At 60.3% G+C, this 12,510-nt stretch carries 9 protein-coding genes; 5 read left to right on the top strand and 4 right to left on the bottom strand.

All coding sequences use genetic code 11. The annotated features are described in order from the left end of the window. Window positions 1–80 precede the first annotated feature (80 nt). Together KHO33_RS15265 and KHO33_RS15260 are read right to left on the bottom strand one after the other, a co-directional pair. A complete protein-coding gene (locus KHO33_RS15265; protein ID WP_054041408.1) occupies window positions 81–830 on the bottom strand; it encodes an SDR family NAD(P)-dependent oxidoreductase in 750 nt (249 codons plus the stop codon). A 96-nt stretch (window positions 831–926) separates the two neighbouring features. Next, window positions 927–1,814, bottom strand: a complete 888-nt coding sequence (locus KHO33_RS15260; protein ID WP_054041405.1) for a LysR substrate-binding domain-containing protein — start codon at window positions 1,812–1,814, stop codon at window positions 927–929. A 535-nt stretch (window positions 1,815–2,349) separates the two neighbouring features. Here KHO33_RS15260 and KHO33_RS15255 point away from each other — a divergent pair. Then, the gene (locus KHO33_RS15255; RefSeq protein ID WP_200564992.1) at window positions 2,350–3,141 is read left to right on the top strand and encodes an IclR family transcriptional regulator; all 792 of its coding nucleotides are present in this window, start codon (window positions 2,350–2,352) and stop codon (window positions 3,139–3,141) included. 18 nt (window positions 3,142–3,159) lie between these two features. On the opposite strand, the gene KHO33_RS15250 is transcribed toward KHO33_RS15255, so the two are convergent. Further along, window positions 3,160–4,494 carry an MFS transporter gene (locus KHO33_RS15250; RefSeq protein WP_128576740.1) on the bottom strand — a complete coding sequence of 445 codons (1,335 nt, stop codon included), beginning with the start codon at window positions 4,492–4,494 and terminating at the stop codon, window positions 3,160–3,162. Between the two features lie 247 nt (window positions 4,495–4,741). Between KHO33_RS15250 and KHO33_RS15245 the strand changes: the two genes are divergently transcribed. From KHO33_RS15245 to KHO33_RS15235, 3 genes are all read left to right on the top strand, one after another. After that, window positions 4,742–5,524 carry an enoyl-CoA hydratase/isomerase family protein gene (locus KHO33_RS15245; RefSeq protein WP_054041450.1) on the top strand — a complete coding sequence of 261 codons (783 nt, stop codon included), beginning with the start codon at window positions 4,742–4,744 and terminating at the stop codon, window positions 5,522–5,524. A gap of 17 nt (window positions 5,525–5,541) precedes the next feature. Then, window positions 5,542–7,653, top strand: coding sequence for an acetate--CoA ligase family protein (locus KHO33_RS15240; protein WP_200564958.1), 2,112 nt, complete (start codon window positions 5,542–5,544; stop codon window positions 7,651–7,653). 145 nt (window positions 7,654–7,798) lie between these two features. Beyond that, window positions 7,799–8,689 carry an MBL fold metallo-hydrolase gene (locus KHO33_RS15235; protein WP_128576736.1) on the top strand — a complete coding sequence of 297 codons (891 nt, stop codon included), beginning with the start codon at window positions 7,799–7,801 and terminating at the stop codon, window positions 8,687–8,689. Window positions 8,690–8,715: 26 nt separating this feature from the next. Here the strand turns inward: KHO33_RS15235 and KHO33_RS15230 are convergent, their stop codons facing one another. Beyond that, window positions 8,716–9,960 carry an MFS transporter gene (locus tag KHO33_RS15230; protein ID WP_200564957.1) on the bottom strand — a complete coding sequence of 415 codons (1,245 nt, stop codon included), beginning with the start codon at window positions 9,958–9,960 and terminating at the stop codon, window positions 8,716–8,718. A 357-nt stretch (window positions 9,961–10,317) separates the two neighbouring features. On the opposite strand from KHO33_RS15230, the gene KHO33_RS15225 reads away from it, so the two are divergent. Continuing rightward, window positions 10,318–12,495 carry a carbohydrate-binding protein gene (locus tag KHO33_RS15225; protein ID WP_234480545.1) on the top strand — a complete coding sequence of 726 codons (2,178 nt, stop codon included), beginning with the start codon at window positions 10,318–10,320 and terminating at the stop codon, window positions 12,493–12,495. Window positions 12,496–12,510 lie beyond the last annotated feature (15 nt).

The raw sequence follows: 12,510 nt of genomic DNA, 5'->3' as shown, positions 1-12,510 counted from the left end.
GGTTGTCTCCTGCCATATCGCCCCGGGTTTTACCGCCGGGTGCATTGAGCCATCCGCCGCAAGCGCGACGGATGTCGTATTTAGTGGATCAACATTCCGCCGTTGACGTCGAGCGTGATGCCGGTGAGGTAGGCCGACAGGTCGCTCGAGAGGAACAGACAGGCGTTCGCGACGTCGGCCGCATCGCCGAGTCGACCGAGTGGAATGCCCTTGATGATGTCGACGCGCATCTCGGGAGTGAGCTTGTCGCCCGTGATATCCGTCTGGATCAGGCCCGGTGTGATCGAGTTGACGCGGATGTTGTCCGCCCCGAGTTCACGCGCCATGGCGCGAGCGAGACCGAGTACGCCCGCTTTTGCGGCGCTGTAGTGAGGACCGCCGAAGATGCCGCCGCCGCGTTGCGCGGAAACGGATGACATGCAGACGATGCTGCCGCTCTTTTGCTCTCTCATTTGCGGAATGACCGCCTGCGACATGTAGAGCGTACCGCGCAGGTTCACGTCGATGACCGCATCGAAGTTGTCGGCTCCGATGTCCATCGTCTTCAACGGCTGGGTGATACCCGCGTTGTTGATCAATCCGTCGACACGACCGTACTTCTCGATGACCGCCTTGGCGGCAGCCATGCATGCGGCCTTGTCGGTCACATCGCAGGCGAGGCCGAGATGGTCTTCGCCGAGGTCACGCGCGGCACGCTCTGCGTCTTCCTTGCGAAGATCCAGAATCACCACTCGCGCGCCTTGAGCAGCAAGCGCTTTTGCGGTTGCACGGCCAATGCCACGCGGCGAGGCTGCGCCGGTTACGATTACCACTTTGCTGTCGAGCAACATATTTGTCTCCATCGATCACGTTAGTTGGTAGACGCAGTTTCAGCGCTTCAACCATCTCGATCAATGCAGTCCGGCTCAACTATTGCTGAAGAATTTTCAGGTGTCGCGGCTGATCTCTTGTTCGACCCAGGCCAAAAACTTGGCCACGCGCGGCAATTCCGCGTTCTGGGAAGGGTAAACGAGGTGATGGGCTCCGACCTCAACCGCATACGTGCGATCGAAGACCGGTACGAGCGAACCGCGTTTGAGATGGACCGACGCGAGCATCGTGCTTTCGAGCGCGATGCCGTGTCCCAATGCAGCGGCTTCGAGCGACATGTACGAGCGGTCGAACGCGAAATCGTATGCCTTGCGCGACACGGCGACGCCGAATTTGCCGAACCATTGCTTCCATTGCACGAGAGGCGTTTCCGAGAAGATCAGGCGCCGCTCGAGCAGATCCTCGGGGGTACGCACCGGGTGTCTTCGCAGGTATTCCTCCGAAGCAAGAGGCGCGATGAACTCGTTGCGTAGCGTTTTGATCTCGCCGTCGGTCCAATGAGCGTAGCCATGCCTTACGTCGACGTCATAGAAGCCTGAGGTGAACGACACATCCTCATACGAGCACGCGAGATTCAACTGAATGTCGCCGTTCGCTTCCTGGAACAAAGCCAGCCGCGGCAGCAGCCACATCAACCCAAAGCTGGGACTCGAGTGAATGCGAAGAATCTCTACACCAGACTGGCTCGATGCGCGCTCCGTCGCACGGCTCAGGTCGGCGAGCGATCCGGTGACGTCGGCCAGATACTGCTGACCCGTCGGCGTCAGTACCAGTCCGCGTCCTAGTCTCGTGAACAAGGGCCTTCCCACCATGGATTCGAGGTTGGCAATTTGATGGCTGACCGCCGATGGCGTTAACCCTAATTCATCAGCCGCCCGATTGACGCTCTTTGTCCGGGCGACACTCTCGAACGCGACGATGGCTTTTAGTGGAGGGATGCGCATTGTTCCTGGGGGCAGAAGTGACGAACCGTCCTGGATCCGGGCGTTCTGCTTCGCTACTGGTGGTTCCAGAAATGTCGCGTATCCGGGAGGTAAAGGCAAGCCGGGGTTTGGCCGATACGCAATGGGCTCAGAGGGGCGTGAGACGTTGTGCGAATATGAGGGCGGGCCCGACTACCGAACGCATTCGGTAGTCGGGAAGTACCCTGATCACGCATTGCTCTCCGAGCACCGGCTCGCCAGCCACCTGTAATTCCCGATAGAGACGTATTCGCGTTACTCGTTGTACTAATTTATATCAACGGAAAGTATGTTTTTGGGCTTCTATCGCACACCTCCAGCTTGATGTGGTCGAGGAGCAATTCGGGAAGCTGACGTCCATTGCTTCGCCATTCTTAATGCGCATAGGCTGCGCGTCAGCGGCATGAACTGCATTTGACAATAGATGATCCGCGGACTGGCCCGCGGCGCTAAGATGCGGTCTGATACGGCATCGATAATCGACCTTTTCGCATTAAGCACGGCAACCCCACTGTCTATGGCGAACCACACGAATCAACAACCGCAATCGAACGCTACCCCATCGAATCGATCGCTCGAACGCGGGCTCGAACTGCTGCGCGCGTTCGGTCCCGGTGCAACACTTCTCGGCAATGGAGAACTCGCGGAACGCACCGGCCTGCCGAAGGCGACGGTGAGCCGCCTTACGCGAACGCTCGTGGAGGCGGGCTATCTCGAGCACGATGCGGCACGCAGGGCGTACAGACTGGGCCTGCCCGTGCTCAGTCTGGCGCAGGCGTTGCGCAGCGGATCCACGGTACTGAATGCTGCAGGACCGCTAATCCGCGACACTGCCCAGGCAAAGCGCATCAATGTCGGAATCGCGGGCGCCGACCGGGAAGAGATGGTCTACCTTGAGTCCATTCGTTATAACCAGCGAGCCTCACTACGTACGATCGTCTCGGGACAACGCGTGCCGATGGAACTGACTTCTCTCGGGCGCGCGCATCTCGCAGCGCTGCCACAGGCGGAATTCACCGCCCTGATGGACGCGTTCAAGCGGCGCAAACGGAGCGGCTGGGAGCGTCTCGAGCGGGAAATCACTGAAGCTGTAGACGATGTGCGCCGAAGTGGCTTCTGCGTTGCAAGCTGGCAGCCGGAAGTGATCGCACTCGCGACGCCCCTCGCCATTCCTGGACATCGTTTGCTGGTCCTCAACTTCAGCGTCCGCACGGCGGCGTCAAACGACAGCGTTGTAAGCGAACTCGCGGCGCCCTTGCTGCGTCTTCGCGACGAGATTACAGCCGCGTGCGCGCGCCTGGAAGGCTGAAGACTGCACGCTTCCCTTTCATTCCCGGCGTTCACTGATCGCGCGCGCTGGAATACCTAGCACCACTGCAAGACCGCCGAGTATGGAGACGAACGCAACCGCATAGAGGCCCACGGCGCTGCTGCCGAAGTGCGTCGATGCATAGCCGATGACCGAAGGTGCCGAAATCCCGCCAAACTGGCCGAGGCTGCTAATGAGGCCGATGCCGCTTGCTGCGGCGGTGCTCGACAGATACGCGGGTGGGATCGTCCAGAACAGCGACAGCATGCCCAGATAACCAGCCGTCGCGACGCAGAGCAGTGCCACAAGAATGCCTGCGTGATTCGCCGCCGCCGGCAAAAGCGCGACGCCCAGCGCGGCCATCAATGCGCTTGCCATGAAATGCCACCGCCTCTCCAACATACGATCCGAGTTCCGGCCGAGCAGATACATCGCGACTGCGCCAACCACATACGGAATCGCGGAAAGAAGCCCAATGTGCCAGTAGTTCGATACGCCGCTTTTCTGGATCACGCTCGGTGCCCAGATGTGCACAACAATGCTCGCCCACGGCACGCTGAAATAGGCGAACGTCAGGAAATAGAACTTTGGCTCCTTCAATGCGACCCAGATCGAACCATGAGCGCGTGCGGCCTTCGTTTGCGCGTCCCGGTTGAGCTCCGCAAGCAGGAGGGCCTTCTCGTCGTCCGAGAGCCAGGTCGCCTGCTCGGGGCGGTCCGTCAGATAGACATAGGCAAAGACACCGGCGATCACTGACGGAAATCCTTCGAGAAGGAACAGCCATTGCCAGCCGTTGTAGCCGAGTAAGCCCGACATGCTATTGAGAATCCATCCCGAAACGGGTCCACTGATAATGCCGGATACGCAGATCGCCGTCATAAAGATTGACGTGACTCGGGCCCGCCGCGCGGCCGGAAACCAGTAGGTGAAATAGAGGATCACGCCCGGGAAGAATCCTGCTTCCGCTGCGCCCAGCAATACGCGCGCGATGTAGAACTGCGTCGGCGTCTGCACGAATGCGGTGCCCGCCGAAACGATGCCCCATAGCGCCATGATCCGCATGAGCGTTTTTCTCACGCCGACTCGCGCGAGCCACAGGTTGCTCGGCACCTCGAAAAGCATGTAACCCACGTAGAAGAGCCCTACGCCCAGACCGAATGCGGCGTCGGAAAGACCAATGTCACGCGAGAACTGCAGGTGCGCAAAGCCGATATTGGCGCGATCCAGATACGCGAAGACGTAACAAATAAAGAGGAACGGCAGCAGCCGCCAGGTGACTTTCCGGTAGACAGCCTCTGTCTGCGGTTGCGCGACGGCGCTTACGTCGATCGGATTGGAACGGGCTGCGTGCATCATGTCTCCGGGCTTGTATGGACCGCAGGATCGTCATGGCAAGTGTCCTGCGTTGGAATCCATTATCGGCGCCGAAAGCTCGATGACAATCAGTCAATTCCATCCAGTGGAATTGCTCAACCCTAGGGATAAAACTCGCTCCGTTCCACAGAATGGAATTGATGGGGTGTCGTGAGTGGCCAGTGGGGCTAAGCTGCATTGGCAGTTTGATCAGTCGGTCGACTCCAATTCAATCATCGAGACGCGCATGAGCACATCCACCATTCAAGTCACCATCGACTCACAGGTCGCCACGATCGCGCTGAATCGTCCTGAAAAGCGTAACGCCATCACCAACGAAATGCGTGCCGAACTGATCGCGGCGCTGGAGGCCGTGTCGCGCGACCGTGACGTACGCGCCGTGGTGTTGACTGGTAACGGCAAGGGATTTTGCGCTGGGGGTGATGTAAGCGGCATGGCGCAACGTATGGAAGCGCCCGCCGGCGAGGTTGCGTTCAATGGTTGGTCCCGTCAGCAACTCGTGCACTACACAGTCGATCTACTTTACTCGATGCCCAAACCTACCATCGCCGCAGTCAACGGCGCAGCGGCCGGCCTCGGTGCTGATATGGCGCTCTCCTGCGACTTTGTCCTCGCGTCGCAGGATGCGAGCTTCACGTGGAGCTACATCAAACGCGGGCTGATTCCCGACGGCGGTGGCATGTACTTTTTGCCGCGACGGGTCGGCCTCGCGCGGGCGAAGGAACTGATTTTCAGCGGGCGCAAGGTGGATGCAAAGGAAGCGCTGGAAATCGGCATCGCGGATCGCCTGAGCGAGCCGGATTCGCTCATCACCGACGCCCACGCCTGGGCTGCTGAATTGAGTCAGGGTTCGGCCACAGCGCTCGCGCTGGGCAAGAGCATTCTCAACCAGAGCTACGAACTGTCCGCGCATCAGGTGTTTGCACAAGGCAGCCAGGCACAGGCCGTCTGCTACACAAGCCGTGAACATCGTGACTCGGTGCTCGCATTCCTGAACAAAACCAGGTGAGCACGAAGGAGATCGACATGAACGCAATTTCAAAATTGATGCATCCGGCGAGCGTAGCGGTAATCGGCGCATCGGCGGACGCAGCCAAGACTTCAGGCCGCCCGGTGGCTTACCTCAGGAAGCATGGCTTCGGCGGCGACATCTACCCTGTTAACCCGCGTTACGAATCGATCGATGGCCTGCCCTGTTATCCCGATGTAGCGTCCTTGCCGCACGCGCCCGATGTCGGCATCGTGCTGCTTGGGGCCGAGCGCGCCCACGTTGCGGTGCGGGATTTGGCGAGCCGCGGAACGAGTGCTGCAATCGTGCTGGCGAGTGGCTATGCAGAGATCGGCGAGGAAGGTGCCAGACGTCAGGCGCAATTGATCGAGGCAGCAGGGTCCATGCGCCTGCTCGGCCCGAATACGATCGGGCTCGTCAATCTCACCGATCGCATCACGCTGTCAGCAAGCGGTGCGCTGGAGACCGACGCTTTCACAGTGGGTGGGATCGGCGTGGTGTCACAAAGCGGGGGAATTCTTGGCTCGCTCTTGTCGCGGGCGGCAGCACGCGGTATTGGCCTGTCAAAGCTGGTGTCGACGAGCAATGAAGCAGATCTCGACATGGCAGACTTTGTCGATTATCTGGTGGACGATGATTCGACTTCCGTTATCGCGCTCTACATGGAAGGGCTGCGTCATCCGGACCGATTCCGGCGCGCGGCGTTACGGGCGGCGGCAGCGGGCAAGCCGGTCGTGGTGTTCAAGATCGGCCGCTCAGAATCCGGCGCACGCTCGGCGGTCTCGCATACGGGCGCGCTGGCCGGCTCCGACCGCATGTACGACGCGCTTTTTAGCCAGGTCGGCGTGATTCGCGCCCAGACGTTTGCCGATTTGCTCGACATTCCTCATGCGCTCGCTACGCGCCGCAAGCTCTCCGGGCGACGGGTGGCGGTTCTGACCTCGACCGGCGGCGCGGGTACGCTCGTCGCCGATAGCCTCGGCGTGGCGAACTTTGAAACCCCGCCTCCTGATGAAGCGACTGCTGCAAAGCTGCGTGCGCTCCAGACCGGCGATCATGCAGTGCTCGACCGCAATCCGATCGACGTGACGCTCGCGGGTCTGCAGCCGGCTCTCCTGCGCAGTGCGATCGGCACGCTGCTCGACAGTCCGACTTACGACGCGGTCGTGGTTATCGTTGGATCGTCGGGCCTCGCGATGCCTGACCTGATGGCCGGCGCGATCCACGATTCGCTGCCCGGGAGTGACAAACCCGTGATGGCATTTGTAAGCCCTCACGCACCGGAGATCACGCGGTTGCTTAACGAACAGGGAGTGCCGGCATTCCCATCGCCCGAAAGCGTGACGAGCGCACTTGCGGCGATGTGGCAGTACGGCGAGTACAGGCAACGCACCGTGAGTTTGGACGAACAACACTCCGAAGCAGAAGTCAACGTGAGCGATCTACCCGCCGGATCGCTAAACGAAGCGCAGGCGAAAGATTTTTTTGCCCGCTTTGGTGTGACAGCGGTACGCGAGCGTGTCGTCACGAACGCGAATGAAGCCGAAAGCGCCGCTCGCGAGCTGGGTGACAAGGTCGTGCTCAAACTGCTGTCGAACACGATCACCCACAAGAGCGATGTCGGCGGCGTAGCGGTTGGGGTCACAGCTGACAGCATCGGGGCTCGCCTGAACCGTATGCGGGACGACGTTGAAACCGCGACTGGCGTATCTGCGAATGAGTTTCTCGTTCAGGAAATGGTGACCGGTGGAACGGAACTGATTCTCGGCCTTCATCGAGACCCGTTGGGCACAGCATTGCTGCTCGGCATGGGCGGCGTCACCGCGGAATTGTTCAAGGACACGACGATGCGACTCCTCTCCAGCGAAGCGCCGCTGTCGCGCGATGACGCACTCGAGATGATTCATGAACTGAAAACGTGGCCGCTGCTCGACGGGTATCGTGGACGGCCGCGCGCTGATATTGATGCCCTCGTGACCGCAATCGTCGGCTTTGCGCGAATGGCGGTGCAACTTGGCGGGCGTATTGTCGAAGCAGAAATCAATCCGATCTTCGCGCTGCCTGCGGGCCAAGGCGTACGGGCGGCTGACGGCGTTGCTGTACTCGCATCGGAGCCTCACGAAGAATGACGATGCTGGCAGTCGTTGACGCATTCACTCGCCACGAGCGCGCATCTAAAACGACGGCCACGGGGTCGCACTGAGAGACGGGGCGTCCCCATCGGCGGTCGTCGCGAGGCCAACTAAACGCAGCTCAATTCTCAATCGCGCAAAGATGCTATCTTTGAACCGTCTGCCCAACATCAACCGGGAGCGCGCTATGGCGGAGGACAAAGGTGATGTCGACGATCATTGGCACGTAAGCGCAGCTTGCTTCAACTGCGGCGCGGTTCGAACGGCCGCGCCCAATCTGTTCATCGAGCGAAACGGCGCTTCGGCGTTTGCTCACCAACCTGCCGGTGAACAGGAAACAGAAGATGCGTGGCGAGGCGTCCTTATCTGTCCGGCGGCTGCCGTTCGGCCGCCAAAAGGTTTGAAGATGCCGACAGGCCTGTTCCCGCAAGCCTTGGCTCCCGGTGTGTGGCGGCTCGGGTATAACGCCCGCTCTTCATACGGCGCTCACAGCTACATCACGCTTGCAGGCGGCCTGCGTCTGATGATCGACGGGCCGCGCTGGTCCGGCCATCTCGAGCGCTGGATCGCGGAAACCGGAGGATTGGATCATATCTTGCTGACCCATCGCGACGATGTCGCGGACGCGGGCCTCTATGCGAAGCGCTTTGGCGCCCGCGTCTGGATTCATGCAAACGACGCCGATGGGGCGCCGTTCGTCACTGACGTAATCACGGGTGATCTGGCGCATGAGATGTTGCCGGGCGTTCGGGTCATTCCGGTGGCGGGGCATACACGGGGAAGCGTCATGTTCCTCGTCAACCACGCCCTTTTCTCTGGAGACTCACTGTGTTGGGATTTCCACAGACACGCTCTGCATGCCTTTCGAGATGCCTGCTGGTACGACTGGTCCACCCAACTTCGCTCGCTCGAGCGACTCGTTCACGAAAGCTTCAGTGGCGTGTTCGCCGGACATGGCGGAAGTGTCATTCTGGATGCACCGACTATGCAGCGCGAACTGCGAGCGTTTCTCGATTCGGTAAAAGCGGACTGAGACTTTCCCGGTAAGTTGAGCCAGGATCAATACACCCTGAACCTTTCCGTGCGTGCCATCAATGCCAGCCCAATAACGGCTATACCCGCGAAGAGCGCTGGCAGCAGAAAGACATTGGGAAGGCCTAGGAATGCCACTCCGAAACCGCCCGCGACGCCTCCTAGCGCCGAGGCGAGAGCCGTCGAACTCATGAAAATTGCCGAGGCCGTCGCTACCGCGTTGGGAAGCAGGCGTTGAGCGACGATGATGCCCAGGACCATAAATATGCCCCAGACACCACCCATGAGGATCTGTCCGGCGAACATGCCCGCTGCGGACGGCCAGAGCGCAAAGCAAAGATTGGCACACACTCCCATGGCGGCCGCGATACACATCAACCACACGTTGCCAAGCTTGCGGCCCATGCCGATGCTGAAGGGCATGATGAGCAGCTCGATAAATGGCTGTATCCCGATGACCGCTCCCCGTACGGCCGGACTCAGCTTTAAGTGTTCCTCCATGTAGATCAGTAGGAATCCGTATTTCACTGGCTCCCCTGCGTAGACCAGCACGAAGAGTCCTGTGAACGTCAGCAGTGGAAGCATGGCACGTAGGCTGGCGTGATGCGCGGGCTCACTCGGCGACTCCGGCTTGATCCTGGCGGTTGGGTTCAGCGTTCCGAGCGGTGCGATCTGTAAAAGCATGCAGATGGCGGTCATCCAAAGCATGGGGCGCAGGCCATAGGCAGCCGCCACCCACGCTCCCAGCACAGGCCCGATGATCCATCCGCCGGTCAGCGCCATACGGATGATGGCAACGACACTTTCATTTGTATCGCCGGGCTTGTCGCTGAGTTCATCATGCACTGCCGCAAAAATTTGCGAGGCGGTAGCACCGGAAACGGCCAGCAAGACGATGGCGATGACGAAGGGCATCCAGACCGAAGTAGAGAGGGCGAGCCCCGCCCAGCCCACAAAACCCGCCACAGCGCACAGGCGAAAAAGACCGAGACGATTCCCTGTGCGATCGGAGTAGCGGCCGACGAAATACCCCGCGACTGGCGCTGCAAGGCTGGTCAAATAATAGAATCCGGCTAACGGCAGCGAGGCGCCGAGTTCCTTCGCGAGGAACAGCACGATCTGTGGCGCAGCCGCCGATGCGCCGAGACCCGACAGAAACATCGCAATCGTTGCGCCGAGAAAAAGCTTCGAAGCTGCAACTTGACGCAATGCAGATTGACTACCGGTTCGGTCAGACATCGTGACAGTTTGACTACCGCGTTGGTCAGACATTGTGAAACGTCTCCCGGTTATGTTTCTGAACCTCTTTGGCAGCGACGGTCCGTGCGGCGCGCATGCTGGAGATTATCGCGACCGCTTCCCAATTGCTATGGTCAGGCCGAACTCGTTACTTTTTCCGCATTGCAGAAACAACGGGCTAAGGCTTGAAATTGCAAACGCTTGTGCAGTCTGCGTTCTCGTCAATAGCGGTCAGCCGATTTTATCTTTTACGCATAAATCTCTGTATCCCTAAACATTCCCACGTGATGGGATGACAAAAAAGTTTTTGGAGTTCCAGAGCAGACCTGAATATAGTCACTCCCAAAACAGCCCTGCCGCAAGAGTCAAGCGTTCAACTAGGAGACAGACATGAACCTGCTCGTGTACAGACGTTGTGTCATTTCGCTGTTAACCGCATTAACTGTGAGTGTGTCGCTGGGTTTGTCGGGTTGTGGCGGCGATGCGTCGGACGGTAGTGGCGCCGCCGCTTCGTTGAAGAGCCAACAGACCGTAGCGGTCTCTGCCGCGCAAAGCGAATCCGCGGCGCAGCAAAGCCGCCGCCTCTCTCGTCAAATTGCTGTAGTGCCGCCGCCTATGGGGTGGTCGTCATGGAACAGCCTTGCGGAGAACGTGAATTACAACACGATCAAGGCCGAAGCCGATGGCCTTTCCGCACTGAATGCGCAGATAAAATCCGGCGCGCAATACGAGTACGTGAACACCGATGAAGGCTGGTGGACCTCAGGGACGAGGGATGCCAACGGCAACTTCGTCATCGATAACACCCAATGGCCGGGCGGCATGCAGGCCATCGCGCAATATATCCACAGCAAGGGACTGAAAGCGGGCATCTACATCGACGCCGGTCCGCAGGGTTGCGGGACGCGAACCAACGGCACGCATTTCGTCGGTAGCGACTTCGCGCATTACGATCACGACTTCCTGCAATTCGCGCAGTGGGGATTCGACTTCGTGAAGGTCGACTTCTGCGGGGGCAGCGCAGCCGGCTATGATCCGCAGCAAGCCTATACGGCCATTGCCGATGCGATCGACAAAGCGTACGTGCAGACCGGCCACCGCGTGACGCTCAGCATCTGCGACTGGGGCACCATCGCCAATAACAGCACGTACCCCGACTTCAACGAGGGACCGTGGGCGTGGGCCGCCGGGGTGGGTCGGATGTGGAGAACGACGGGCGACATCTACGGGCCGAACAGCGGCGCGCCGAACTTCGGCAGCGTGACCGGCAACTTTTTTGGCAACTATCACCCCGAGGCCCAGCACACCGGCTTCTACAACGACCCCGACATGATGGTGGTCGGCATGGGCATGACGGCGGTTCACGATCAGGCGCACATGAGCTTGTGGGCGATCGCCGGCGCACCGCTTATTCTTGGCAACGACCTGTCGAAGCCGCTGACCACAGATGCCACGCAGTTGATGACCAATACCGGCGTCATTGCGGTCGACCAGGACCTGCTTGGCACACAAGGCGTAAAGGTAGCGCAGTCCGGCGCACAGCAGGTGTGGGCGAAGCTTCTGGCCGGCCAGGGACAGCGTGCTGTAGTGTTGTTCAACAACGGCGCGACGGACGCGCCGATGACGGTCACGTGGCAGCAACTCGGCCTGGTGCCGAACGCGCGCGCGAGTGTGCGTGATCTGTGGGCCGGCAAGCAACTCGGTTCGTTTGTCACTTCGTATACGGCCCCCACGGTACCGGCGGGCGGCGCTGTGATGCTCCTGGTAAGCGGACAGGACGTCGCCGCGACGACCTACCAGCCGACCTCACTTGGCGGTGGCGCATCGTATACGCACTGCTCGGATTGCGACGGTGGCAAGATCGTTCGGGGACTTGGCACGGTAACCTTCGGCAACGTCGCGTCGACCGGTACCGGCGGATACGTTGCGATTGCCTATGCGAACCGCTCTCGCGAAACGCTGACCGCGCAACTCTCGACAGACGGCGACCAGGCGACCACCGTGGCATTTCCGCCGACCGGCGGTGAAGGGCGCATTGGCACGGTCACGGTCTATGTGCCGTTGCAAGCCGGCGGGGCTAACTCGCTGACATTGTCGAGCGCGGACAGCACTGCGCCTGCGCCCGAGATCGGCACAGTCACTGTCGTCGCCGGCCCGGTGACGCTACCGCCGTTCAAGGCCGCTTACGAGGCAGAAGCGTCGACCAGCGTGCTCGCCGGTGGCGCGCGTATTTCGACATGCAGCGCTTGTTCGGGCGGCTCGGACGTCGGCTATATCGGCAACGGCGGGACGTTGACGATCAACGACATTAGTGTCCCCGCGGACGGTACCTACACTGTGCTGGTGGGTTATGCGAACGGCGACTCGGCGCCGCGCTCCGCGGACATCAGCTTTAACGGATCAACGCCTGTCACGGTGTCGTTTCCGCCGAGCGGTGGCTGGGGCACCGTCTCGACGCTCGCTGTAACGGGCACGTTCAAGGCGGGCAACACGAACGCGCTGATTTTCTCGAACCCATCGGGTTGGGCGCCGGACATCGATGGCGTTAGCGCGCCGGCAGCGCAGTAGCTTCAGTTGAAGGAC

Origin of the sequence: Paraburkholderia nemoris (genome assembly GCF_905221015.1) — a bacterium.
GTDB classification, from domain to species: Bacteria; Pseudomonadota; Gammaproteobacteria; order Burkholderiales; family Burkholderiaceae; genus Paraburkholderia; species Paraburkholderia nemoris.
Note: the sequence above shows the minus strand (reverse complement) of the source record. Positions and strands in the feature narration are given on the sequence as shown.

Bases quoted from the DNA above. Each gene is read 5' to 3' on its own strand.
- KHO33_RS15265 (WP_054041408.1), bottom strand. From the start codon at position 830: ATGTTGCTCGACAGCAAAGTGGTAATCGTAACCGGCGCAGCCTCGCCG.
- KHO33_RS15260 (WP_054041405.1), bottom strand. From the start codon at position 1,814: ATGCGCATCCCTCCACTAAAAGCCATCGTCGCGTTCGAGAGTGTCGCC.
- KHO33_RS15255 (WP_200564992.1), top strand. From the start codon at position 2,350: ATGGCGAACCACACGAATCAACAACCGCAATCGAACGCTACCCCATCG.
- KHO33_RS15250 (WP_128576740.1), bottom strand. From the start codon at position 4,494: ATGCACGCAGCCCGTTCCAATCCGATCGACGTAAGCGCCGTCGCGCAA.
- KHO33_RS15245 (WP_054041450.1), top strand. From the start codon at position 4,742: ATGAGCACATCCACCATTCAAGTCACCATCGACTCACAGGTCGCCACG.
- KHO33_RS15240 (WP_200564958.1), top strand. From the start codon at position 5,542: ATGAACGCAATTTCAAAATTGATGCATCCGGCGAGCGTAGCGGTAATC.
- KHO33_RS15235 (WP_128576736.1), top strand. From the start codon at position 7,799: ATGCTATCTTTGAACCGTCTGCCCAACATCAACCGGGAGCGCGCTATG.
- KHO33_RS15230 (WP_200564957.1), bottom strand. From the start codon at position 9,960: ATGTCTGACCAACGCGGTAGTCAAACTGTCACGATGTCTGACCGAACC.
- KHO33_RS15225 (WP_234480545.1), top strand. From the start codon at position 10,318: ATGAACCTGCTCGTGTACAGACGTTGTGTCATTTCGCTGTTAACCGCA.